Below are 23,635 nucleotides of genomic sequence, written 5' to 3' on the forward strand. Positions count from 1 at the left end.
CGCGCCTCAGCGGTGCTGCTGGAGCAGCCGGCTCACCGTGCAGTCGCCGGGGTCGCGCATCGCGACGCCGACGCTGATGTTGTAGAACGCCATGTCGGCGAGCAGCCGGGTCGCCTGCTCGCCGGAGATGCCCAACTGCTCGATGGCTGAGTCCCGCAGCCGGTCGAGCCCCGCCCGCGTCGCCTCGGCGATGTCGGCGTCCGACGCCGAGGCGCTCCAGGCGTGGATCTGGATCGTCAGCAGATCGCGGTCCGTGCTGACGAGTTCGTCGTAGGCGGCGGCGAGTACGGGCAGCCGCCGCTCGCGCGGTGTGCCGGCGACCGCCGCTGTCAGGGTCCCGACGATCCGGTCGCACGCCTTGTGCCAGGCGGCGATGAAGATCGCCTTCTTGGTCGGGAAGAGCTGGAACAGATACGGCTGCGACACCCCGACCCGCGCCGCGATGGCGCTCGTCTTGGTGCCCTCGTACCCGGTGTGCGCGAACAGGGCGATCGCCGCGTCGATCACCTGGGCCCGCCGGTCTACCGCGTTGGATCGAGCCATGCGGCCATCTTAGCGACCGGTCGCTAACCTCTGTTACGGTACTGAACTTAGCGAGCACTCAGTAAGTAGTGTTCACCCGGGACCGAGGAGCGCTTCGTGCAGCCAGAACCGTCCGTCACCGCGCCGCCCAGGACGGGGCTCGTCCTCGCCCTGCTGGGCGTGTTCCTGCTGGTGGTGATGATGGACAACACCATCGTAAACATCGCCCTGCGGGCCATCCAGGAACAGCTCTCCGCGTCCAACTCCCAGCTCCAGTGGGCCGTCGACTCGTACATCCTGATCTACGCCGCGCTGATGTTCCCGGCCGGCATCCTCGCCGACCGGTACGGCCGCAAGCGGGTCCTGCTGATCGGTCTCGCGGTCTTCGCCGTCGCGTCGGCGCTGTCCGCCTTCTCGACGACGCCGGACCAACTGATCCTCTGGCGCGCGGTGATGGGACTGGGCGGGGCGGTCGTACCGCCGGCGACGCTGTCCATCATCCGCGACACGTTCCCGGCCGACCGGCAGGGCAGGGCGATGGGCGTCTGGTCGGCGATCGGCGGCTCGTCGGTCGCGTTCGGACCGCTCATCGGCGGTCTGCTGCTGGAGCGGTTCTGGTGGGGATCGGTGTTCCTGATCAACGTACCGATCGTGCTCGTCGCCGGCGGCCTCGCGATATGGGCGCTACCCGAGTCGAAGGCGGCCGGCAGCCGGCGGCTCGACGTACCCGGCGTCGTCCTGTCGGTGGCGGGCGCCGCGACGCTCGTGTTCGGTGTGATCCGCGGCGGGGAGACCACGTGGTGGGCATGGAACACCACCGGCCTGATCGCCGCCGGCGTGGTGATCTTCGCGGTGTTCGTGGTGGTGGAGCGCCGCCGGGCCGAGCCGACCATCGACGTCTCCCTGTTCCGCAACCGCGCCTTCGCCTCGGGCACGCTGAGCATGGCGCTGGCGTTCTTCACCATCACCGGCGGGACGTATCTGCTCGTCTTCTACAGCCTGCTGATCCGGGGCGACTCCACACTGGCGTTCGGCCTCATCCTGCTGCCGGTCGCCGTCGGCAGCGTCGCCGCCGCCCTCGCGGCGAACGCCCTTACCCGCGCCCGCGGCCCGAAGGCCACCGTGCTGCTCGGACTCGGCTCGCTGACCGTCGCGTTCGTCATCCTGTACTTCCTCGACGCGCACACACCGCTGCTGCTGATCGAGACCGCTCTGCTGCTGGCGGGCCTGGGTATCGGTTCGGTGATGGCCACCACGACCCCGCTGGTCATGGCTGTCGTCGAACCCGGAAAAGCCGCGGCGGGGGCCGCCGCGAACAACGCGATCCGGCAGATCGGCGGCGCCCTGGGCGTCGCGGTCCTCGGCTCGATCTACGCCACCCGCTACCACGCCGGCATCACGGACGCGCTGTCCCCGTGGACACCCCCGCTACCGGAACAGGCGCAGGACTCGCTGGGCGCAACGGCCACGGCCCTCGAATCCGCCGCGCACCACGGCCCCCTGCCCCTCGTGCAGGCCGTCCCCCACCTCCGAGCCGAAGCGACACACGCGTTCACCGACGCCCTCCAGTCCACCTCGGCCGTGGCCGTCGGCCTGCTCCTTGCGGGCATGGTCCTCGGCCTGTTCTGGCTGCCGGCCCGGTCGGACGTCCGCGGGTGACGCTACCGATCCGGGTCAGTGGTTCTGCTGGGCCGCCGCGCGGCGTTGGCGTTTGCCGAGCGGGGCCTGGGAGAGGTCTTCCGCGGTGCTTCTGAGGTTCTTGTAGCCGTAGCCGCGTTCGGCCAGCCACGTCCTCGCCGCCTCTTCGGCGCGTTCGGTGGCCTCCAGGATGTCCTCCTCGGCCTCCCCGGAGTCCTGGAAGCGGAAGGTGAAGGCGGAGCGCGCCGACAGGTCGTAGCTGAGGTGCCCCTCAGCGGTGAAAGCCGCGCGCAGGACGTCGTGCTCCGGCGCGCGGGCCAGGAGTTCGGCTTGCTGGTCGGTGCTGAGTCCGTCGAAGACACCGCGGACGGTGACACGGAACGTACGAGTGCTCATTCCGCGACCCTAGCGAGCACCACCGGCGGGGACCAGCGAGTTCCGGCGTGGGCGACATGCAGCCAATCGGCCCGGCCCGCGGCTTTGCCGCAGGCCGGGCCCAACTCGGTTCAGAACAGGCGGAGTTTGTCGTCCTCGATGCCGCGCATCGCGTTGTAGTCCAGGATCACGCAGCCGATACCGCGGTCCGTCGCCAGCACCCGCGCCTGCGGTTTGATCTCCTGGGCCGCGAACACGCCCTTGACCGGGGCCAGATGGGGATCGCGGTTGAGCAGTTCCAGGTAGCGGGTGAGCTGTTCGACGCCGTCGATGTCGCCGCGCCGCTTCAGCTCGACCGCGACCGTCCCGCCGTCCGCGTCGCGGCACAGGATGTCCACCGGGCCGATGGCGGTGGGGTATTCGCGCCTGATCAGGCTGTAGCCCTGGCCCAGCGTCTCGATGCGGTCGGCGAGCAGCTCCTGGAGATGGGCCTCCACACCGTCCTTGATGAGCCCGGGGTCGACACCCAGCTCATGCGAAGAGTCGTGCAGGACTTCTTCCATCGTGATGATCAGTTTCTCGCCCGCTTTGTTCACGACCGTCCAAGCGTCGTCGCCCTCCTTCAAGGTGCACGGCGGCGACATCCAGTTGAGTGGTTTGTACGCACGGTCGTCGGCGTGGATGGACACACTGCCGTCGGCTTTGACCAGGATCAGACGGGGCGCGGAGGGCAGGTGGGCGGTGAGCCGGCCCGCGTAGTCCACGGAGCAGCGGGCAATGACGAGACGCATGGTGGGCAACGCTACTCGACTGCCGCCACCCGGCGCGATTCGCCCCTCAAGCCCCTTTCGTTTGTGGCCGGTTGTGTTCCCATTCGCCTGGTGCGGTCCGGACAGCGCGCATAACGTGGATGCAGGAGGTCGCCGGTCGTGCACGCTGCGTCGTCGGCGCCTCTTTCCCTGCCCGTAAGGCCCCACTTTGCTGGGGTCGCGAGAGGAGAACCCATGTCGCTCGACGTCTCACCGGCACTGTTGGAGCAGGCCGAGCGAGGCGAGGTCGACGAAGCGGAATTCGTCGACTGCGTCCGGACCTCCCTGCCCTTCGCATGGGAGATGATCAGTTCGCTGGTGGCACAGCTAAAGGTGGACGGCGGCCCCTTCGCCGACAACCAGACGCCGCCGCCGGACGAGCACGCACGTGGTGAGCTGTTGCGCGCACTCGCGAGTGACGCCATTCGTGGCGCACTCCAGCGGCATTTCGGAGTGCGCCTCGCGTTCCAGAACTGCCACCGTGTCGCGGTGTTCCCGCTGGACTCCTCGGTCGATGAGCGGCTTGCCCGCTTCACCTCGGTACGGGCCCAGTTGCTCAACCAGTCCCCGGAATTGCGCGACTGCTGAACCTGCCGCTCGGCGTGCGGCCGGTGGCCGGCCGTACGCCGGCGGTCAGCCGAGCCGGGGCAGCACCTCGGAGCCCAGCCGCCGTACGTTCTCCTCCGTCGCCACCAGATCGCCCGAGCCCTCGACCAGCAGCGCGAAGCGGCTGATGCCGGTACGTTCCGACGTGGCCGCCAGCCGGTCGGCCGCCAACTCCGGTGGCCCCACCGGGTGCAGACCGCACAGCAGTTCCGTGTACGCGACGGGATCGCGCATCGCGCGCTGCCTCCCGTCGACCGTCGTATGCGCGCCGAGCCCCTGGCGCAGCCAGCCCGGCATCGCCTTGAGCAGGGTCTCGGTCGCCTCGGCCGTGTCGTCCGCGATCTGCGCGACTCCCACCGACACATGCCGCACGGCGGCGACGACCTCCTGACTGTGTCCGGCCGCGTGGGCGTGCGCCCGCCACAGCGCGACCATCCCGGCCTTCTCCTCGTCGTCGCAGTGCATGCCCAGCAGCATGGGCAGCCCGTGCAGGGCGGCGAGTTTCACGCTTTTCGGTGAGGTGCACGCGACGATGACCTCCGGCCCTTCCTGGTCGAGGAGTTCGTCCGGCCGGGGCACCACGGGCACCTCGCGGAAGACGAACCGGTCGCCGGTCGCGGCGACGCGCGGCTCCCGCAGCCAGCGCAGCAGCAGCCCGAGCGACTCGGGGAAGTCGTGCTCGTACGCGTCGAGACCCGCGCCGAACACCTCAAGGTCGACCCACGGCCCGCCGCGGCCGACCCCGAGCGAGAACCGCCCGTCGGACAGCAGATGCAGCAGCGCCGCCTGCTCGCCGAGCGCCACCGGATGTGCGTTCGGCAACACGCTGACCGCCGTACCCACCCGGATGTGTCGGGTCCGTCCCAGCAGCAGGCCGGCGAGTGTCACGGCCGACGGGCACACCCCGTACGGCACGAAATGGTGCTCGGCCAGCCAGACGGAGTCGAGTCCCGACTCCTCGGCGGTCTCGGCGGTGCGCACCGCCCGGTGCAGCGCCTCTCCCTGGCCCTGGCCCGGGAACTGCGCGGCCAGTACAAATGCTCCAACCCGCATCGCTTCTGCCTCCTCAAGGCCGACGCGACTCCCCCTACCGGCAATAACGCGTGACACGTGCCAAAGGCACGGCTCGGCGCAAAGTTCGTGCGATTGTCCGGTAAGTACCTCCTGTGCCTCCGCCATTCACGCGCCACAGAAGACACGTGCCCCCTCTCACGGGCCGTAGGCTGGAGCGGAACCGTGCTTCCTGCCCCGTGAGGTGTCCTGTGTCCCCGCGCCGCAACCGCCCCCGAGGCGGCGAGAAACCGACCGAGAGCGCCGGTGAGTCCGGTGGCAGGTACGGCGGTTTCCAGCGGACGGAGTCCTGGCAGGGCGAGGAGTGGTGCGTCCGCCATGTCGCGGGCGCGAGCGCTGCGGGCAAGCGGTACCGCTGCCCCGGCTGCGACCAGGAGATCCCGTCAGGGCTCGCCCATGTGGTGGCCTGGCCGGAGTACGGCGGCGTCGAAGACCGGCGGCACTGGCACCAGGCGTGCTGGAACGCGAAGGACCGCCGCACCACGCGAGTGCAGCGGTCCCGTAACGCGCCCAGGTACTGAACCGGCTGCTCGGCCAGGTGCGGAGCCGGGTGCTCGGCCAGGTACCGAGCCAGGAGATCCGGCGGTCCGGTCCGGCGTCAGACGTCCCTGCGGTCCAGCGCGAAGAACGCCCCGACCAGCGCGGCCAGCGTCACCACCAGCATGATCCACAGCGGGTCCCAGCCGGTGGGCCCGGTGCCCGGTGGCCCCACCGAGTTGTCGTAGAAGACCGCGAGCTGGCTCGGCACCGAGTACTCGAACAGCGCGTCACGCAGGTTAGAGAGCCCGTCCGAGATCATGAACAGCGCCATCACCAGCGGCAGCAGGACGATCCCGATCATGATCGTGATCGCGCCTGCCGAATGCCGGATCAGCACCCCGACGGCCAGCGACAGCAGCCCGAGCAGCGCCAGATAGAGGCCGACCCCGACCGTCGCGCGGAACCACCGCTCACCCTCGGCCGACGGTACGTCCATGATCGTCGTCTGTAGCGCGCCCACGATCCCCGTGGTCAGCGTCGTGATCGCGAAGACCAGCAGGAAGAAGACCAGCGACTTCGCCGCCAGCACCCGCGCCCGGCTGGGGCAGGCCGTCAGGGTCGTGCGGATCATGCCCGTGCCGTACTCGGCGGTCATCGTCAGCACGCCCAGGGTCATCACGCAGATGGAGCCGAGCAGCACTCCGAAGAAGCCGAGGCTCAGGGCGTCCTCGTCGGTCGACGAGGTGGCGTTGCTGGCCACGGCGGCCAGCAGTCCGACGGCCACGATCAGGAAGATCAGCACGCCGAGCGTCCACATCGTGGAGCGCAGCGACCGCAGCTTGGTCCACTCGGAGGCGACCGCGTCGCTCAGGGTGGCCCGGCGCACCGGGATCGGCGAGACATAGCCCTGCGGCTGCCGCTGCTGCTGGTACGGGGTCGTCATCGGGCGTCCTCGGTCTCGTCGCGCTTCGTCGGGGCGCTCTCGGCGGCCGCCGCGGGGACAGCCGCGTCCGGTGCCGCCGCCGGCGTCGCGTACGGATTCCCGCCGGGCGGCGGCGGTACGTACCAGCCCTGCTGCGGTACGTCGGAGACGGCGGGCGGGCCCGGCAGCACGGCGCCGTGCGGCCCGTAGCCGGGCAGCGGCTGCTGGAAACCGGCGAGCGCGTCGGCCGTCGAGCGGTAGTCGACCGTGTGCTGCGTCATCCGCATGTACGCCTCCTCGAGCGAGGCCTGGTGCGGCGACAGCTCCCACAGCCGTACGTCGGCGTCGTGGGCCACGTCGCTGATCCGGGGGAGCGGCAGCCCGGTGATCCGCAGCGCGCCGTCCGGCTCGGGCATCACCTGGCCGCCCGCCTCGATGAGCGCCGCCGTCAGCTTCTCCCGGCGCTCAGGATCGACGTCCGCCGTGCGCACCCGCGCGAAGTCGGCCGAGTTGTGCGAGATGAAGTCGCGGACGCTCATGTCGGCGAGCAACTGCCCCCGGCCGATCACGATCAGATGCTCGGCGGTGACGGCCATCTCGCTCATCAGGTGCGAGGAGACGAAGACGGTACGGCCCTCGCTCGCGAGCTGCTTCATCAGATTGCGGACCCACAGGATGCCCTCGGGGTCGAGACCGTTGACCGGCTCGTCGAACAGCAGCACCTGCGGATCGCCGAGCAGCGCCGCGGCGATGCCGAGCCGCTGCCCCATGCCCAGCGAGAACCCGTTCGACCGCTTGCGGGCCACATCTTGCAGGCCCACCACGCCCAGCACCTCGTCCACCCGGGTCGCCGGGATCCCGGAGAGCTGGGCCAGCGACAGCAGGTGGTTGCGCGCGGTGCGGCCGCCGTGCACGGCCTTCGCGTCGAGCAGCGCGCCGACCTGGCGCGGCGCGTTCGGGAGCTGCCGGAAGGGGTGCCCGCCCACCGTGACATGACCGGCGCTGGGCTGATCGAGCCCCAGGATCATCCGCATCGTCGTGGACTTGCCGGAACCGTTGGGGCCCAGAAAACCGGTGACGGTGCCTGGGCGTACCTGGAAAGAAAGGTTGTACACGGCCGTCTTGGCGCCGTAGCGCTTCGTCAGGCCGACTGCCTCGATCATTCTCCAGCCCCATCGACAGGTCAGGTGGTCGGGGCAGTGGCCGTCCCCCCGACCGAAGGCCCCCGTAAGAGTTAGGAGGATATCCGGGCGTTGACGGTTCCGGCCAAATGCTTCCGCGCGTTACGCGTTACGCGTCGCGCTTCTTCAGCACCGCGTATCCGCCGATCAGCGCCGCCACCACCCACAGCGCGAGAATGCCGAATCCCTCCCACGGCCCGTACGGCGCCCGGTCCGAACCCGTCGCGTCGGGGACCACCTGAAGGATCTTGGACCCCGCCTGGTCGGGGAAGTACAGGGCGACCTTCTTGGCGCCGGGTACGGCCGAGAGGATCTGCGAGACGAGGAAGAAGAACGGCATCAGGATGCCGAGCGCCAGCATCGAGCTGCGCAGCATCGCCGTGACGCCCATCGAGAAGATGGCGATCATGCCCATGTAGAGACCGCTGCCGATGACCGCGCGCAGCACGTTCGGCTCACCGATGCTGGTGCCGCGGTCGCCGAGGGCGCTCTGGCCGAGGAAGAAGGTGATGAAGCCGGTGACGAGCCCGACCACCAGCGCCAGCACCCCGGCCACCAGGATCTTGCTGAAGAGGAACGTCGCCCGCTGCGGCACGGCGGCGAGCGAGGTGCGGATCATGCCCGAGCTGTACTCGGAGCCGACCACCAGCACCCCGAAGACCACCATGGCGAGCTGGCCGAGGATCATCCCGGAGAAGCTGGTGAAGGTCGGGTCGAAGGTGAGTTTGTCGGCCTGGGACAGGCTGTCGTACTGCGAGTCGAACAGCGCGGAGAGCCCCCAGCCCAGCGCGACGGTCACCACGAAGGCGCTGATCAGCGTCCAGGTGGTGGAGGAAACGGTACGGATCTTGGTCCACTCGGACTGGAGGACCGCTGGTGCCGATGCCATCGTTCAGGCTCCCTTGCCCTGGTTGCCGGCGCGCGGACCCCACTGCGGTCCCGCGGGCGGTCCTGCCGGTGGTCCCTGCGGCGGCCCCTGCTGGGGACCGGCGGCCGGCGGCTGCCCGCCCGCACCGGAATGGGCGTGGTACTCGACGGATTCGGCCGTCATCTGCATGAAGGCGTCTTCCAGCGAGGCGCGTTGGGCGCTCAGCTCGTGCAGGGTGATGCCGTGCTCGGCGGCCAGGTCGCCCAGCGGCTCGGTCTCGGAGCCGTCCACCTCCAGCGTCCCGTCGGCCGCCTCGATCGCGCTGATGCCGGCCTCGTGCAGGACGTCCTTCAGCCGCTCGGGCTGCGGCGAACGCACCCGGGCGTAGCTGCGTGAGTTCTCGTGGATGAAGTCCGCCATGGACGTGTTCGCCAGCAGCCTGCCCTGCCCGATCACGATCAAGTGGTCGGCGGTCAGGGCCATTTCACTCATCAGATGGCTGGAGACGAAGATCGTCCTGCCCTCGGCCGCGAGCGCCTTCATCAGATTGCGGATCCAGTGGATCCCTTCCGGGTCAAGGCCGTTGACCGGTTCGTCGAACATCAGGATCTCGGGGTCGCCGAGCAGCGCGCAGGCGATGCCGAGGCGCTGGCCCATACCGAGCGAGAAGCCCTTCGACTTCTTCTTGGCCACGGCGGTCAGCCCGACCATGTCGAGGACCTCGTCCACCCGGCGGCGCGGGATCCGGTTGCTCTGCGCCAGGCAGAGCAGGTTGTTGTACGCGCTGCGGCCGCCGTGCATGGCCTTGGCCTCCAGCAGCGCCCCGATGTGCTGCAGCGGGTCGGTCAGGTTCCGGTACTGCTTCCCGTCGATCCGCACCGACCCGCCGGTCGGGTTGTCCAGGTCGAGCATCATCCGCATCGTCGTTGACTTGCCCGCCCCGTTGGGGCCCAGAAACCCCGTCACCACACCCGGTCTCACCTGGAAGGAGAGATGGTCGACCGCGACCTTGCGGCCGAAATGTTTGGTGAGCCCCGCGACCTCGATCATGCGGCCAACCTAAAGGTGCGAAAAGCCCCCCGCCACCGGAGTGGCGAGGGGCTTGACGCGATTGTTACCCGGACTGCCGGGTTCCGGACAGCCGCCGGGTTCCGCGTGGGCGCCGGGACCCTGCGGGAGCGCCGGTGCTCAGCGGGACTGCTGGGCCGGCACACCGCGCGAGATCGGCTCGTCGTCGGCGGGGGTGCCGGCGGCGGCGACAGCGGCGCCGGTCAGCGTCGCCAGCATCTCGCGGACGTTGGTGAGCTGGGCGTTGATCGAGTCGCGGCGGTTGGTGAGCGCCGCCAGCTCGCGCTCCGACTCGCTGCGGATCCGGTCGGCCTTGGCGTTCGCGTCCGCCACGATGTCCTCGGACTGGCGCTGCGCCGTCTCCACCGTCTGCCGGGCCCTGCGCTCCGCGTCCGTGCGCAGCTTCTCGGCCTCGAGCCGGAGCTGCTCGGCGCGGTGCTCGATCTCCGCCAGGCGCTTCTCGGCCTTCGCCTGACGCGACGCCAGGTCGCGCTCGGACTGCTCACGCCGCTTGGCGAGGTTCGTCTCGAAGTCCGCCGCGGCCTGGGCGGCCTTGGCGCGGGTCTCCTCGAAGAGCGCGTCGGCCTCCTCGCGCTTGGACTGCGCGTCCTTCTGCGCCTCGGAGCGCAGCGTCGAGGCGTCGCCCTTGGCCTTCTCGACGATCCGGACGCCCTCGTCCTCCGCCTTCGCCTTCCGCTCGGAGGCGAACGACTCGGCGTCGTTGCGCACCTGCTGAGCCGCCGACTCGGCCAGCTCGCGGTGCTGTTCGGCCGCGCGACGGGCCTCCTCGCGCAGGTCCTTCGCCTCCTCCTCGGCGAGACGGAGGATCTTCTCGACGCGCGCGCCGAGCCCCGCGTACGACGGCTCGGCGTCGCTGACCTGGGCCTGGGCGTTCTGCGTTTCGAGGTGGAGCTCCTCGATGCGCTTTTCGAGAGAGGTGATGCGGGCGAGTGCACTGTCACGGTCGGCGACGAGTTTGGTAATGCGGTCGTCCACCTGACCGCGGTCGTAACCACGCCGCACGAGCTCGAAGCCGAATGGGGAGGATGTGTCGCTCATGGGGTTCCTGTCGAATGAGACCGGTGAGGTGATAGGGGGAATCCTAGGGGCCGAAGCGGCGTGTCATCGAGTTGATGCCGGTTTGATACGGACAATGTCCAGCCTTTTGAGTGGCTAGTCGTCCGCAGGCTTGTTACCCGAACGTGTGGTTCCCGCTGCTGCGCCCGCCTTGACGGGGTTGTCCTTCGTGGGACCGGAGGGTGCCTCAAATGACTCCAACGCTTCGAGTACGTCCTGGACACGGGAGATCTCGGTCTGGATGTCCGCGCGCCTGCGCACCAGCACGTCCAGCTCCCGCTTGCCGTCCTTGACCATCTGCTTGGCTTCCTGATCGGCTTCCGCACGAAGTTGCTCGGCCTCCCGAATCAATTCGGCCTTCTTCTGCTCGGCCTCCTTCAGGAGGCCCTCCGCCTTCTTCACCGCGGCGATCCGGACCTTGCTGGCCTCCGAATTGGCCCCGGCCATCAGCTCCTTGGCCTTCTGCTCGGCCTCGGCGCGCTGCTCGTTGGCGGCGCGCATCAGAGTGTCGACCCGTTCACCCGCCGTCCGCAACTGCTCCGAGGTCTCCCGCCGCGCCCGCTCGTGCAGTTGCTCGATCTCGCCCTCGCTGCGCGCCCGCAACTCCTCGGTGCGCTGCCTGATGGCCGTCGAGTCCCGCCGGGCCCCTACGAGGAGTTCGTCGGCGTCGGCGCGGGCCCGCTCGACGAGGGTGTTGCCCTCGACCGTCGCGTCCGCCGTGATCCGCTCCGCCTCGCCCCGCGCCGCCGCCACCAGCCGGTCCGCCAGCGCCTCGGCCTCGGTGGCGGCGCGCAGCGCCTCCTCCTGGGCCTTGTTCATGAGCTGGTCCGCCTGCTCGGCCGCGTCGGAGCGGCGCTTCGCCGCGTCCTTGCGCGCCTCGTCGAGGAGCCAGTCCGTCTCCTCCTGCGCCTCGTTCCTGATCCGCTCGGCCGCCGCCTCTATGTCGGCCTTGAACTGCTGCGCCTCGGCGCGCAGCCGGTCCGCCGTCTGCTGCGCCGCGCCGACCGTCTCGGCCGCCTCGGCGCGCATCCGCTCCGACTCCGTCGTCGCCTCGGCCATCAGCCGGTCCGCCTGCGTCGCCGCGTCACCGCGGATCCGGTTGGCGTCGTCGCGGGCCTCGGCGCGGGCGCGTGACGCGTCCCGCTCGGCCGCCGCGAGGGCGTCCGACGCCTCGGTCCGCATCCGCTGCGCGTACTCGGCCGTCTCGGCACGAAGCCGGTCCGCCTCGGCCGCCGCCTCGGCGACGGTCTGCTCGGCGAGCGCACGCGCCGCGTCCGACTCCTCCTGGGCCCTGGCGCGCACCCGGCCGGCGTCCTCGCTCGCCCTCTCGCGCTCCGCGAAGGCGTCCGCCCTGACCCGGTCGGCCTCTTCCTGCGCCTCGGTCCTCGTCCGCTCCGCCGCGTGCTCGGCGGCCGACCGCAGCCCGGCGATCTCCTGCTCGGCCTGGTCCTGCAGACCCGCCACGGAGTCCCGTACCTGCTGGGCGGTCTGCTCGGCGGCCGACACCATCTCCGTCGAGCGCCGGTCGGCCTCCTCGACCAGCCGCTGCGCCTCGGTCTGCGCCTCCTCGACCCGCTTGCGGGCCGATGCCAGCAGCTCCTCGCTCTGCTCGCGGGCCCGCTCGCGCTCCTGCTCCGCCTCGCCGCGCGCCCCTGCCAGCAGCTCCTCGGCCTCGCGGCGGCGCCTGGCCGCCTCCTCCTGGGCCGCCGACAGCGCCTCGGCCGCCTCGGTGCCGACGCGCTCCGCCGCCGCGCCCGCCTCGCTCCTGAGCCGGTCGGCGCTCTCCTGCGCCTCCGACTTGAGCCGCTCGGCCTCCGTCGCCGCTTCCGTACGCAGCCGTACGGCGGCGTTCTCGGCCTCGGCGCGGGACTCGGCGGCGTCGGACGCCGCTTCCGTACGCAGCCGCTCGGCCTCCTGCTCGGCCTGCGCCTGGAGCGTACGGATCCGCTCCGCCGCCTCCGCGCGCAGCCGCTCGATCTCCTCGCCGGCCTCCCGGCGGATCCGCTCGCTCTCCGCGCGGGCGTCGGTGAGCGCCTCTTCGGCGGACGCCAGCCGCTGCTCGGCGTCGGTGTGCAGCCGGGTCAGCTCGCCGGCCGCCTCCGCCTTGCGGGCGTCTATGCCGCGTTCGTTCTCCGCACGCAGCTCGGCCGCCGCCTGCTCGGCCGCGGACTTCGTCGCCTCGGCCTGCTCCTCGCCCTCGGCGCGCAGCCGCTCCGCCTCGGCCCGGGTGCGCTCCAGGGTCTCCTCGGCCTGCCGGCGCAGCGTCGTCGCCCGCTCGATGGCCTCGGTGCGTACCCGCTCGCTCTCCGTCGTCGCGTTCGACCGCGCCTCGTCGGCGTCCGCCTTGGCCTTGGTCAGCAGCTCCTCGGCGGACCTGGCCGCCTCCTCGATCTGCTGGACCGCTTCCCTGCGGGCCTCGCCGCGGATCCGCTCGCCCTCGGCGACGGCCTCGGCGCGCAGCGACTCGGCCTCGCCGCGCAGCCTGCGCGCCTCCTCCTGCAACTCGACGGTCTTGGCGCGGTACTCCTTGGTGTCGTCCTTGGCCGCGCCCTTGAGCTGGTCGGCCTGCTCGGCGGCCTCGCCGCGCAGCCGGTCCGCCTCGGCCTCGGCCTCACGGCGGATCCGGTCGGCCTCCTCGGCCGCCGACGTCGTGGTGGCCTTCGCGTCGGCCGACGCCTTGTTCAGGACTTCCTCGGCGGTACGGGCGGCCTTCGCGAGCTGCGCCGCCGAGTCCTCGGCGGCCACGGAGCGGGCCTTCTCCGCCGCCTCGGCGACCAGCTTCTCCGCCTCGGCGCGGGCGTCGGCGAGCGCCTGCTCCGCCTCCGCCTTGGTGGCTTCCGCTTCCTTCGTGGCCTCGCCGACCAGCCGGGCGATCTCCGACTTGGCCGTACGGGTGCGCTGCTCGTTCTGCGACTCGGCCCCGGCCAGCCGCTTGACGGCTGTCTCCTTGGCCTCCGTGACGACCTTCTCGGCCTCGGCGCGCGCCTCGCGCAGCCGCTCCTCGGCCTCCTGCATCCGCGCCTCGGCCGCCCGGCTGAGGTCGCCGGCCTGCTGGCGCGCGGTGTCGGACTCCTGCGTCGTGGTCGTACGGAGCTGCTCGGCGTGGGCGGTGGCTTCCTGCGCCTGGTTCGATGCGGCGGTCAGCAGCCGCTCCGCGTCCCTGCGGGCGCGCAGCAAAATCGCTTCCGCTTCACCGCGCGCGGCCTCCGCGTCGGCGCCGAGCCTGCGCCTGGCCTCCTCGGTGACCCGGGCCGCCTCGGCGCGGGCCGCGGCCAGCGACTGCTCCGCCTCGGCGCGCGACTCCTCCATGAGCCGGCGGGCCTGGGCCTCGGTACGGGCCCTGAGCTGCTCGGCCCACGCGACGTTCTCGTTGACGTGCGACTCGACGGTCTGCCTGCGGTCGGCCAGCTCCTGGTCGAGCCGCTGCCTGCGCTGGACCGCCTCGGCGTGCAACTCGGCCTGGAGCCGCGCCTGGTGCTCGGCGTGCTCCTGGAGGATGCGCTGGGTCTGCGCACGGGCGTCACGCAGCTCACGCTCGGCGTCCACCCGGAGCTGGTCGGCCTGGATCTGGGCGTTACGGAGCAGTTGCTCGGCCTGGTAGCCCAGGTCGGCATTGTCGTACGAGGGACGGGAAGCAAGGTTGCGGCGTGCCTCGTGGAGCTTGGCGCGCAACACCTCGACCTGGTACCCGAGGTCCTCGGCGTGCTGGACGGCCTTCTCTCGTGCGGTCTTCAGCCGGTCCATCTCGGCTTCGAACCGCGAGAGGTGGTCGTCTTCAGCTCGGTGGCTCTCCTGGCGTTCGTAGCCCCGCACTGCGCGGTCCCATCCGTCCCCTGGTCGCAACTCTCCCAACGAGTACCGCTCGCGGCGAGCGGCCCCCCGGGGAATGGTGTCAGATCATCGGCACACGTGCGGCCCCGACCCGGTCCCGGCCCGGAGCCGCCACTCTACCGGGCCGGGAATGCCCGGGGTCAGTGCTCCGGGACCGAGGTGACCAGTTCTGTGAGTACGCCGTGGCAGTCCTTGGGGTGGAGAAAGGTGATGCGGGAGCCCATCGTGCCGGTACGCGGCTGGTCGTAGAGGACGCGTACGCCCTTGTCACGGATGGCCTGGGAGTCACTGTCGACGTCCTCGGTGCCGAACGCGAGATGGTGCACCCCCTCGCCGTTCTTGGCCAGCCATTTGCCGACGGCGGAATCCTCCCTGATCGGTTCCAGGAGCTGAAGGTACGAAGCGCCGCCGTCGGACGTCTCGTTGATCTTGAGCATGGCCTCCTTCACGCCCTGCTCCTCGTTGGTCTCCGTATGGAAGACCTCGAAGCCGTACGTCGACCGGTAGAACTCGACAGTCGCTTCGAGGTCGTAACAGGCGATCCCGATGTGATCGATTCGCGTCAGCATGGAACCAGTGCAGCGGTACCGCCGCGGTTACGCAAGGTGCGCGCCGTCACACTCACCGGCTGGTGACCCCGCTGCCTACCGGTCAGTACCCTGGTGGTTAACCCTCGTTCACTCCTCAAGCTCAGGCAAAGGGGATCGCGTCTCATGTCGGATACGAACACCACCACTTCAGTCATCGTCGCCGGCGCCCGTACCCCCATGGGGCGCCTGCTCGGCTCGCTCAAGTCCTTCTCCGGCGCCGACCTCGGCGGCTTCGCGATCAAGGCCGCGCTGGAGCGGGCCGGGATCAGCGGTGACCAGGTGCAGTACGTGATCATGGGGCAGGTGCTGCAGGCCGGGACAGGGCAGATCCCGGCCCGCCAGGCCGCCGTCAAGGCGGGCATCCCGATGTCCGTCCCCGCGCTGACCGTCAACAAGGTCTGCCTCTCCGGGCTCGACGCCATCGCCCTCGCCGACCAGCTCATCAGGGCCGGCGAGTTCGACATCGTCGTGGCCGGCGGCCAGGAGTCCATGACCAACGCGCCCCACCTGCTGCCCAAGTCCCGCGAGGGCTACAAGTACGGCGCGATCGAAATGCTCGACTCCATGGCGTACGACGGCCTGACCGACTCCTTCGAGGACATCGCGATGGGCGCCTCGACCGAGAAGCACAACACCCGCCTCGGCATCGGGCGCCCCGCGCAGGACGAGTTCGGCGCGCTCTCCCACCAGCGGGCCGCCGCCGCCCAGAAGAACGGCGTCTTCGAGGCCGAGATCGTCCCCGTCGAGATCCCGCAGCGCAAGGGCGACCCGGTGGTCTTCGCGCAGGACGAGGGCATCCGCGCCGACACCACCGTCGAGACGCTGGGCAAGCTGCGCCCCGCCTTCGCCAAGGACGGCACGATCACGGCGGGCACGGCGTCGCAGATCTCCGACGGCGCCGCGGCCGTCGTCGTCATGAGCAAGGCCAAGGCGCAGGAGCTGGGCCTGGAGTGGCTCGCCGAGATCGGCGCGCACGGCAATGTGGCGGGACCCGACAACTCGCTCCAGTCGCAGCCGTCCAACGCGATCCTGCACGCGCTGAAGAAGGAGGGCGCGGAGGTGGCCGACCTCGACCTGGTCGAGATCAACGAGGCGTTCGCCGCCGTCGCCGTGCAGTCGATGAAGGACCTCGGGGTGTCCCCGGAAAAGGTGAACGTGAACGGCGGTGCGATCGCCCTCGGCCACCCGATCGGCATGTCCGGCGCCCGGCTCGTCCTGCACCTCGCGCTGGAGCTGAAGCGGCGCGGCGGCGGCGTGGGCGCGGCGGCGCTGTGCGGCGGCGGCGGGCAGGGGGACGCGCTGATCCTCCGGGTGGCCAAGTAGTTTGAGGCGCGTACGAAACGAACGGAGCTGTGATGCAGGACGTCCCCGAGCTGGTGACGCAGGCCCGCGAGGGCCGGCCGCGCGCCGTCGCCCGGCTGATCTCGCTGGTCGAGGGGGCGTCCCCGCAGTTGCGTGAGGTGATGGCGGCGCTGGCCCCGCTCGCGGGCAACGCGTACGTCGTCGGGCTGACCGGATCGCCGGGCGTCGGCAAGTCCACGTCCACGACCGCGCTGGTCTCCGCGTACCGGGCGGCGGGCAAACGCGTCGCCGTGCTCGCCGTCGACCCGTCGTCGCCCTTCTCCGGCGGCGCGCTCCTCGGCGACAGGGTGCGGATGTCCGAGCACGCGTCGGACCCCGGCGTCTACATCCGCTCCATGGCGACCCGCGGCCACCTCGGCGGCCTCGCCTGGGCGGCGCCGCAGGCGATCAGGGTGCTCGACGCGGCCGGTTTCGACGTGATCCTGGTCGAGACCGTCGGCGTCGGCCAGTCGGAGGTCGAGATCGCCTCCCAGGCCGACACGTCGGTGGTGCTGCTCGCCCCCGGCATGGGCGACGGGATCCAGGCGGCCAAGGCCGGGATCCTGGAGATCGGCGACGTGTACGTGGTCAACAAGGCGGACCGCGACGGCGCCGACGCGACGGCCCGCGAGCTGAACCACATGCTGGGCCTGGGCGAGACCAGAGCCCCCGGCGACTGGCGCCCCCCGATCGTCAAGACGGTCGCGGCGCGCGGCGAGGGCATGGACGAGGTGGTCGAGGCGCTGGAGAAGCACCGCGCCTGGATGGAGGAGCACGGCGTCCTGAACGCCCGCAGGGCCGCGAGGGCGGCGCGGGAGGTCGAGACGATCGCGGTCACCGCGCTGCGCGAACGCATCGGCGACCTGCACGGCGACCACCGCCTCGACGCGCTGGCGGAACGGATCGTGGCGGGCGAGCTGGACCCGTACACGGCGGCGGACGAACTGGTGGCGGGCATCACGGGCACGTAGTCGCCGTCCGGCGGGGTTGCGGGCCTTGGTTGCGGTGGTCGCCGGGGGCGGTGTCGCCGTCCGGCGCGGTTCGGGGTTGCGGGCCTTGGTTGCGGTGGTCGCCGGGGGCGGTGTCGCCGTCCGGCGCGGTCGGGGTGGCCGGTCTTGGTTGGGGTTGTCGCCGGGGGTCGTTCCGGGGTCGTGTCCTGCGCTGCGGTGTCGCCGTCCGGCGCGGTTTGTGGTTGCGGGTCGTGGTTGCGGTTGTCGCCGGGGGTCGTTCCGGGGTCGTGTCCTGCGCTGCACGATTTACGGCGCGTACTCGTCCCACACGCGGTGCACCCGGACATGCGCCGCAAATCACGCTTTACGCTCCGGACACCACCCCTGCACGACCCCCTTCAGCCCCGCCGCCCGGGACACTTGTGCCCGGCCACCGGGGGAAAGTGACCGGGCGCCCGCGCCAGGGACGCGGCCTCCGGCCCGCACGCACCCACATGCAGCGCCTATGCGGGCGCTGAGGTGGGACTCACCGACGGGAGGGGGCCGGGGTCGCAGGAGGGGGGTGTCCGGACGTAAAGCGTAGGAGTTCTAGCGATCGAGCAGTCCGGACACCCCCCTCCGGAGGCCCCGGGACCCGGCAGCCGACAAGCGGACCGCAACCACTGATCAGTCGTCGTCGCCGCCGTGCCGGCTGCCGCCGTGGTCGTCGCCGTCGTCGTGCCCCGGGCCGTCGTCGGAACCGCCGCGGCCACCGCGGCCACCGTGGTCGTCGCCCGCGTCGTGCCCCGGGCCGTCGTCGGAACCGCCGCGGCCGCCGCGGCCGCCGTGGTCGTCAGTCGTCGGCCGCGGGGCCGGCGCGGCGCTGTGGTGCGGGTTGTCGTCCGGGCTGGGGGGCGTGGCTGGGCGCTTGGTGGTGTGCGTGGCGCCGCCCCGGTGGTCGCGGTCCAGCGTTGCCCTGCCCGTCGTCAGGTCCACGTGCACCTCGCGCTCCACGCCGTCCGTGCCCCGGATCTCCACCTCCCAGTAGCTGCTGTCGCGTTCGACGGACGTCACCGTTCCCGGCACGATCTTCAGCGCCGCCGCCTCGGCCCGCCGGGCGTCGGTCCTTGCCGCCGGCGTCGACGTCGGCGAGACGTGCGGGTTGTCGTCCGGCGACGCGTCAGGCGACGCGTCCGGGCGGGCCGTCGCCGTGGCGCTCGGCGTCGGGGACACCCGGCCGTCGTCGCTGCCCATGGCGACCGCCGTGTAGGTGCCGCCCCCGATCAGTACCGCCGCCGTGACGGCCGCGATGGTGATGTTGCGCTTCATGTGGTGCCTCCCGAGTCGTTGTCCGTGTGACATCAACTTCGCTGAGGCAAGCTGAAGGCAGCCTGAAGCCACCTGAAGAGATCTTCAGGTTCAGTTTGGGAAGCTGGGCGCATGCGGTTGCTGATCGTCGAGGACGAGAAGAGGCTCGCGGTCTCGCTGGCCAAGGGACTGACGGCCGAGGGGTTCGCCGTGGACGTCGTCCACGACGGGCTCGAAGGGCTGTACCGGGCCGGCGAGGGCGTGTACGACCTGGTCGTGCTCGACATCATGCTGCCCGGCATGAACGGCTACCGGGTCTGCGCCGCGCTGCGCGCCGCCGGCAACGACGTACCGATCCTGATGCTCACGGCGAAGGACGGCGAGTACGACGAGGCCGAGGGGCTCGACACGGGCGCCGACGACTATCTGACCAAGCCCTTCTCGTACGTGGTGCTCGTCGCGCGGGTCAAGGCCCTGCTGCGCAGGCGGGGTTCGGCGGGTGCCTCGCCCGTGCTGCGGATCGGCCGCCTCAGCGTCGACACCGCCGCCCGCCGGGTCTTCCGCGACGATGTCGAAGTGGCGCTGACCGCGAAGGAGTTCGCCGTGCTGGAACAACTCGCCGTCCGGCCGGGCGAGGTGGTCGGCAAGCCGCAGATCCTGGAGCACGTCTGGGACTTCGCCTACGACGGCGACCCGAACATCATCGAGGTCTACATCAGCACCCTGCGGCGCAAGATAGGCGCCGGCGCCATCCAGACGGTACGCGGCGCCGGCTACCGGCTGGTCGCCTCGTGAGGCGGCCCTTCGGGTCCGTGCGGGCCCGTACGTCGCTCGGTGCCACGGTGGTGGTGGCGATCGCCCTGGTGGCCGCCGGGATAGCCGTCCTGATGTCGCTGCGCTCGAACCTCACGGGACAGGCGGACCAGCAGGCCGACTCGGCGGCCAGGGACATCGCGGTCGACGTCATCGCCCAGGTGCCAAATCCGGTGCCGTACACCCGGCTTGAGCTTCCCGACGGGGAGGACCATCCGGTGCAGGTGTCCACCAGGAGCGGCCAACTGCTCGCCGCCAGCAAGGACTTGGAAGCCGTCAGCGGAACAGGGCTCGCCGCCGTCAAGCCCGCTCCCGCCTCTTCCGCGCTCAAGACACCGGCCGCCTTCCATGACGACGGCGGCAAGGGCAAAGGGAGTGGCAAGGGCAAGGGCGGCGGCAGCGACGACGGCCCGAGCCACGACGCGGGTGACGACAGCGGCGGTGACGACGATCCGAGCGGTGACGACCACGGCGGCAGCGACGACGATCCGGCCGGGCTCGGCAGTGTCGGCGACGTCATCTCGCACACCTCGGGCCGCGCCACCGTCGACGGGCACACCGCCGACTACCGCTTCGTCACCATCGAGGTGACCGACCGGAACAACGCCAAAGTCCTGCTGCGGGTGGGCTCTTCGCTCGCCGCCCGGCAGAGCGCCCTCAACACCGCCACCACCGCCATGCTGGTGGGACTGCCCGCGCTGCTGCTGATCGTCGGCGGTGTGACGTGGCTGGTGACCCGCAGGGCGCTCGCCCCCGTCGAAGGCATCCGCCGGGAGATGGCCGCCATCACCGCGTCCGAGGACCTGTCGCGCCGGGTGCCCGAGCCCGGCAGGCGGGACGAGGTGGCCCGGCTCGCCCGTACCACCAACGAGACCCTGACCGCGCTGGAGGCATCCGTCGAGCGGCAGCGCCGCTTCGTCGCCGACGCCTCGCACGAACTGCGCAGCCCGATCGCCTCGCTGCGCACCCAGTTGGAGGTCGGCTCGGCCCATCCGCAGTTGCTGGACGTGCCGGGCGCCGTCCTCGACACCGTACGGCTCCAGCAACTGGCCGCGGATCTGCTGCTGCTGGCCCGGCTGGACGCGGGGGAGCGGCCGGGGGAGTCCCGGGTCGAGCTGGGCGCGCTGGTGGCCGAGGAGGTCGCCCAGCGGGCGGCGGACCGGGTCCCGGTGACGGTCGACGCGGCGGCCGGCCTTGAAGTCAGCGGCTCACGCGGCCAGTTGGCCCGGGTGCTGGGCAATCTGCTGGACAACGCCCAGCGGCACACCAAGACCGAGGTGGCCGTACGGGTACGGCTGGAGGCCGGCGATGTGGTGCTCGCGGTCGGGGACGACGGCGCCGGGGTGCCGGAGGCCGAGCGGCAGCGGATCTTCGAGCGGTTCGTACGGCTCGACGAGGCGCGCGGCCGGGACGACGGCGGCGCCGGACTCGGCCTCGCCATCGCCCGCGATGTCGCGCTGCGGCACGGCGGCTCGCTCACGGTCGGGCAGCGGCCGGGCGGCGGCGCGCTGTTCGAACTGCGGCTGCCGGCGGCCCGCTGACCTCAGAGCTTGCCGCGGTGGCCGTGCAGATGCTCCGCCACAGGGCCGAGTGCCTTGCGCAGTTCGGCGAGGGCCTCGGGCGACAGCAGGTCGATGAAGTGCTTGCGCACGGACTCGACATGGTGCGGCGAGACCCGCTGCATCGTCTCCATGCCCAGATCCGTGAGGACGGCGAACAGCCCGCGCCGGTCGGACTCGCAGTGCTCGCGCTTGACCAGCCCCGCCGTCTCCATCCGGGTGACCTGGTGGGACAGCCGGCTCTTGGACTGGAGGGTCGCGGCGGCGAGGTCGCTCATCCGCATCCGGCGTTCCTCGGACTCCGAGAGGTTCACCAGGATCTCGTAGTCGTTCATGGTCAGGCCGAAGGGCTGTAGGTCTTTCTCCAACTGGTGCGTCAGCAGCCTGTTGACATCCAGGTGGGTGCGCCAGGCGCACTGCTCCGCGTCGCTCAGCCAGTGAGTGGCAGTCTCGGTCTCCATATCAGGATTCTACCTAAGATGTTGAATTCTGTACAAAGTGTCGATGTGACGCCGCGCACCCGGTGCGCGGCGCCCACCCTCACCGACCGTCTACCCCTACAGGCCGAAGCGACGCTGCAGATCCCCGAGCTGGCCCGGCAGCCGCTGCCCGCCCGGCGGCTGCTGGCCCGGCCGCTGGCCGCCCCCGCCGCCCGGCACGCCGGGTTCGTTGGGCACCGTGCCCGTCACCCGCTCGGCCATCAGGATCTCGGTGGACTGGAGCAGCACCGTACCGGCCCCGACGAATTCGAACTGGTGCTCCTCGCCGGAGGCCCCGCCGATCCCCGTCATGGCGCGCAGCCCGCCCATCAGACCCGTCATGTAGCCGTGGTCGTAGTGGTGGCAGGGGGACGGGCAGTCGGCCCAGCCGACCAGCGCCTGCGGGTCCACCTTGAGCGGCGGCTCCATGAAGACCACCGGCCCGTTGGAGGCCGCGACGAACTTCCCGGTGCCGATCAGCGTGAGGAAGCCCGGCACGATCGACTGCTTGAGCGCCAGCGTGGGCTGGTAGGCCAGCAGATTCCCCGACCGGATCGTCAGGTTGCCGTCGTCCAGGTCGTACGAGTTCACGTCGAACGCCCGGTCGGCCAGCAGCATCTTGCCGCTGCCCTCCGCCACCACCCAGTCCGCCGCGTGCAGCGGCGAGTGGAAGCTGGTGCGCACCAGCCCCTGGAACCTGCCGTGGCCGATGCCGTTGAACTCGATCCGCCCGTAGTAGGCGATCATCTTGCCCTTCTGCAGGAACCACTGGCTCCCCTTGAGCTCCACGCAGAAGGTGTAGTTGTTGACGTTGTCGTCGCTCGGCAGCGTCATCGGATCGAAGATCACCGGGCCGGTCACAGCTTCTCCTCCGACGCCTGGACGTACACCGCACCGCTGCCGCTCAGTTCGAGCTGGAACGCCTCGCCCGAGCCGCGCCCCACCATGTCGCGCCAGCCGAGCGCGGTGGAGAGCTTGTTCCGTACGTCGCCGTGGTGCGCGACGTACGCCTGCGGGTCCACATGGACCTCGCGCCCCGGCGAGATGGGCACCTCGATCACCCCGCCGTGCGCCATCACGGCCACCGAGCCATGGCCCTTGAGCGTCGTGGTGAACAGCCCCTGTCCGGTCACCTGGCCGCGCACCATCCCCATGACCCCGCCCTGCGAGCCCATGAACATCGTGCCCTGCTGGAGCGTCCCGTCGAACGCCAGCAGCCGGTCGGCCTCCACGTACAGGGTGTCGCCGGTCAGGCCGATCACCTGGATGTGGTGGCCGCCGTGGCCGAACATCACCGTGCCGTTGCCCTCGACGGTCATCAGCGGGGTGGCCTCGTTGGCGACCCGGCGGCCGATCATCGACATCACACCGCCCTGGCCGCCCTGGATGTTGGGGGTGAAGCTGACGTCCCCGCGGTAGGCGATCATCGCGCCGCGCTGGCTGAACATCTGCTGCCCCGGCATGACGGTCGCCTCGACCATCTTCGAGTTGATCTCACGGAACGGCATCAGACGTCACCCCCGATCGTGTTCCGCTCGCTGGGCTGTACGTAGACGAGCCCGTCGCCCTCGAAGCGGATCTGGAAGGACTCGCCGGAACCCTCGCCCATGAGCGTGCGGAAGTTGACCCCGGACTGGAAGTTCTGCTGGAGGTTGCCCTGGTGGGCGATGTACGCGCCGGGGTCGACCATCAGCGGGTACTGCCCGGTCACCCGGAGCACCACGGCCGGGCCGTCCGACATGATCGCCGCCTGGCCCATCCCCTCGACGGTCGTGGTGAACAGACCGTTGCCGCTCGCGCCGCCGCGCAGCCCGGTGAAGGTCGTGCCCGTCCGCAGCCCCGCGTCGGTGCAGAGCAGATTGCTCGCCTCGACGAAGAGCTTGTCGCCGTGGAGCGAGACGAGATTGATCTCGCTCGCCCGGTCCGCGAACCAGCAGGTGCCCTGGCCGCTCACCTCCATCACCGTCATCTGTTCGCCGGTCAGCCGGCGGGTCACCATGCCCCGCAGACCCTCACCGCCGCCGGACAGCTTCTTGAACGCCATCCGGCCGTCATAGGCGACCATCGAGCCGTTCTTCGCCTTTACCGCGTCGCCGGTCATATCGACCGCGAGCATCTTGCTGCCTTGGAGTCGGAACTGAGCCACGGGACGAAGGTAACGGGCCCGG

The 23,635-nt window shown here is 70.9% G+C and carries 23 protein-coding genes; 7 read left to right on the plus strand and 16 right to left on the minus strand.

Translation table 11 applies throughout. The annotated features are described in order from the left end of the window. Positions 1-6 precede the first annotated feature (6 nt). Positions 7-543 carry a TetR/AcrR family transcriptional regulator gene (locus ACZ63I_RS24255; RefSeq protein WP_469341083.1) on the minus strand — a complete coding sequence of 179 codons (537 nt, stop codon included), beginning with the start codon at positions 541-543 and terminating at the stop codon, positions 7-9. A gap of 96 nt (positions 544-639) precedes the next feature. On the opposite strand from ACZ63I_RS24255, the gene ACZ63I_RS24260 reads away from it, so the two are divergent. After that, positions 640-2,181 carry an MFS transporter gene (locus tag ACZ63I_RS24260; RefSeq protein ID WP_469341084.1) on the plus strand — a complete coding sequence of 514 codons (1,542 nt, stop codon included), beginning with the start codon at positions 640-642 and terminating at the stop codon, positions 2,179-2,181. Positions 2,182-2,196: 15 nt separating this feature from the next. Here the strand turns inward: ACZ63I_RS24260 and ACZ63I_RS24265 are convergent, their stop codons facing one another. Both ACZ63I_RS24265 and nucS read right to left on the minus strand, forming a co-directional pair. Next, the gene (locus tag ACZ63I_RS24265) at positions 2,197-2,556 is read right to left on the minus strand and encodes a DUF6204 family protein (protein ID WP_469341085.1); all 360 of its coding nucleotides are present in this window, start codon (positions 2,554-2,556) and stop codon (positions 2,197-2,199) included. Between the two features lie 110 nt (positions 2,557-2,666). Continuing rightward, the gene (gene nucS, locus ACZ63I_RS24270) at positions 2,667-3,326 is read right to left on the minus strand and encodes an endonuclease NucS (protein WP_469341086.1); all 660 of its coding nucleotides are present in this window, start codon (positions 3,324-3,326) and stop codon (positions 2,667-2,669) included. Between the two features lie 213 nt (positions 3,327-3,539). Between nucS and ACZ63I_RS24275 the strand changes: the two genes are divergently transcribed. Beyond that, positions 3,540-3,932 (plus strand): SCO5389 family protein, encoded by a 393-nt coding sequence (locus ACZ63I_RS24275; protein WP_469341087.1) that lies wholly within the window; start codon positions 3,540-3,542, stop codon positions 3,930-3,932. A 45-nt stretch (positions 3,933-3,977) separates the two neighbouring features. On the opposite strand, the gene ACZ63I_RS24280 is transcribed toward ACZ63I_RS24275, so the two are convergent. Continuing rightward, on the minus strand, positions 3,978-5,003 hold the full coding sequence (locus ACZ63I_RS24280) for an LLM class flavin-dependent oxidoreductase (protein ID WP_469341088.1): 1,026 nt from the start codon (positions 5,001-5,003) through the stop codon (positions 3,978-3,980). A gap of 209 nt (positions 5,004-5,212) precedes the next feature. On the opposite strand from ACZ63I_RS24280, the gene ACZ63I_RS24285 reads away from it, so the two are divergent. Continuing rightward, positions 5,213-5,542 (plus strand): ATP/GTP-binding protein, encoded by a 330-nt coding sequence (locus ACZ63I_RS24285; RefSeq protein WP_469341089.1) that lies wholly within the window; start codon positions 5,213-5,215, stop codon positions 5,540-5,542. 77 nt (positions 5,543-5,619) lie between these two features. On the opposite strand, the gene ACZ63I_RS24290 is transcribed toward ACZ63I_RS24285, so the two are convergent. From ACZ63I_RS24290 to mce, 7 genes are all read right to left on the minus strand, one after another. Further along, on the minus strand, positions 5,620-6,444 hold the full coding sequence (locus ACZ63I_RS24290) for an ABC transporter permease (RefSeq protein WP_469341090.1): 825 nt from the start codon (positions 6,442-6,444) through the stop codon (positions 5,620-5,622). Continuing rightward, the gene (locus ACZ63I_RS24295) at positions 6,441-7,586 is read right to left on the minus strand and encodes an ABC transporter ATP-binding protein (protein WP_469341091.1); all 1,146 of its coding nucleotides are present in this window, start codon (positions 7,584-7,586) and stop codon (positions 6,441-6,443) included. The genes ACZ63I_RS24290 and ACZ63I_RS24295 overlap by 4 nt, the downstream gene beginning before the upstream one ends. A gap of 127 nt (positions 7,587-7,713) precedes the next feature. Next, positions 7,714-8,493: an ABC transporter permease gene (locus ACZ63I_RS24300; RefSeq protein ID WP_469341092.1), complete on the minus strand. Its 780-nt coding sequence runs from the start codon at positions 8,491-8,493 to the stop codon at positions 7,714-7,716. Positions 8,494-8,496: 3 nt separating this feature from the next. Continuing rightward, a complete protein-coding gene (locus ACZ63I_RS24305; protein WP_469341093.1) occupies positions 8,497-9,522 on the minus strand; it encodes an ABC transporter ATP-binding protein in 1,026 nt (341 codons plus the stop codon). 138 nt (positions 9,523-9,660) lie between these two features. Further along, positions 9,661-10,599, minus strand: a complete 939-nt coding sequence (locus ACZ63I_RS24310; protein ID WP_041984278.1) for a coiled-coil domain-containing protein — start codon at positions 10,597-10,599, stop codon at positions 9,661-9,663. Between the two features lie 114 nt (positions 10,600-10,713). Beyond that, on the minus strand, positions 10,714-14,430 hold the full coding sequence (gene scy, locus ACZ63I_RS24315; RefSeq protein WP_469341094.1) for a polarized growth protein Scy: 3,717 nt from the start codon (positions 14,428-14,430) through the stop codon (positions 10,714-10,716). Between the two features lie 158 nt (positions 14,431-14,588). Beyond that, positions 14,589-15,017, minus strand: a complete 429-nt coding sequence (gene mce / locus ACZ63I_RS24320) for a methylmalonyl-CoA epimerase (protein ID WP_328583551.1) — start codon at positions 15,015-15,017, stop codon at positions 14,589-14,591. Between the two features lie 144 nt (positions 15,018-15,161). Here mce and ACZ63I_RS24325 point away from each other — a divergent pair, with 144 nt between their 5' ends. Together ACZ63I_RS24325 and meaB are read left to right on the plus strand one after the other, a co-directional pair. Then, on the plus strand, positions 15,162-16,361 hold the full coding sequence (locus ACZ63I_RS24325; protein ID WP_469341095.1) for an acetyl-CoA C-acetyltransferase: 1,200 nt from the start codon (positions 15,162-15,164) through the stop codon (positions 16,359-16,361). Positions 16,362-16,393: 32 nt separating this feature from the next. Continuing rightward, a complete protein-coding gene (gene meaB, locus ACZ63I_RS24330; RefSeq protein WP_469341096.1) occupies positions 16,394-17,350 on the plus strand; it encodes a methylmalonyl Co-A mutase-associated GTPase MeaB in 957 nt (318 codons plus the stop codon). Positions 17,351-17,995: 645 nt separating this feature from the next. Here meaB and ACZ63I_RS24335 read toward each other — a convergent pair. Beyond that, positions 17,996-18,637: a PepSY domain-containing protein gene (locus ACZ63I_RS24335; protein ID WP_469341097.1), complete on the minus strand. Its 642-nt coding sequence runs from the start codon at positions 18,635-18,637 to the stop codon at positions 17,996-17,998. A gap of 111 nt (positions 18,638-18,748) precedes the next feature. Here ACZ63I_RS24335 and ACZ63I_RS24340 point away from each other — a divergent pair, with 111 nt between their 5' ends. Then, positions 18,749-19,411 carry a response regulator transcription factor gene (locus tag ACZ63I_RS24340; RefSeq protein ID WP_041984265.1) on the plus strand — a complete coding sequence of 221 codons (663 nt, stop codon included), beginning with the start codon at positions 18,749-18,751 and terminating at the stop codon, positions 19,409-19,411. Between the two features lie 92 nt (positions 19,412-19,503). Next, positions 19,504-20,970 carry a sensor histidine kinase gene (locus ACZ63I_RS24345; RefSeq protein ID WP_469341130.1) on the plus strand — a complete coding sequence of 489 codons (1,467 nt, stop codon included), beginning with the start codon at positions 19,504-19,506 and terminating at the stop codon, positions 20,968-20,970. A 2-nt stretch (positions 20,971-20,972) separates the two neighbouring features. Here the strand turns inward: ACZ63I_RS24345 and ACZ63I_RS24350 are convergent, their stop codons facing one another. From ACZ63I_RS24350 to ACZ63I_RS24365, 4 genes are all read right to left on the minus strand, one after another. Further along, positions 20,973-21,449, minus strand: a complete 477-nt coding sequence (locus ACZ63I_RS24350) for a MarR family winged helix-turn-helix transcriptional regulator (RefSeq protein WP_469341098.1) — start codon at positions 21,447-21,449, stop codon at positions 20,973-20,975. A gap of 96 nt (positions 21,450-21,545) precedes the next feature. Continuing rightward, complete coding sequence (locus tag ACZ63I_RS24355; protein ID WP_469341131.1) at positions 21,546-22,301, minus strand: AIM24 family protein; 756 nt, start codon at positions 22,299-22,301, stop codon at positions 21,546-21,548. A 23-nt stretch (positions 22,302-22,324) separates the two neighbouring features. Further along, complete coding sequence (locus ACZ63I_RS24360) at positions 22,325-22,975, minus strand: AIM24 family protein (protein WP_469341099.1); 651 nt, start codon at positions 22,973-22,975, stop codon at positions 22,325-22,327. After that, entirely contained in the window at positions 22,975-23,613 is a 639-nt protein-coding gene (locus tag ACZ63I_RS24365) for an AIM24 family protein (RefSeq protein WP_469341100.1), read from the minus strand. The genes ACZ63I_RS24360 and ACZ63I_RS24365 overlap by 1 nt, the downstream gene beginning before the upstream one ends. Positions 23,614-23,635: the final 22 nt, after the last annotated feature.

It is taken from the genome of Streptomyces sp. NPDC087906, from assembly GCF_055584925.1.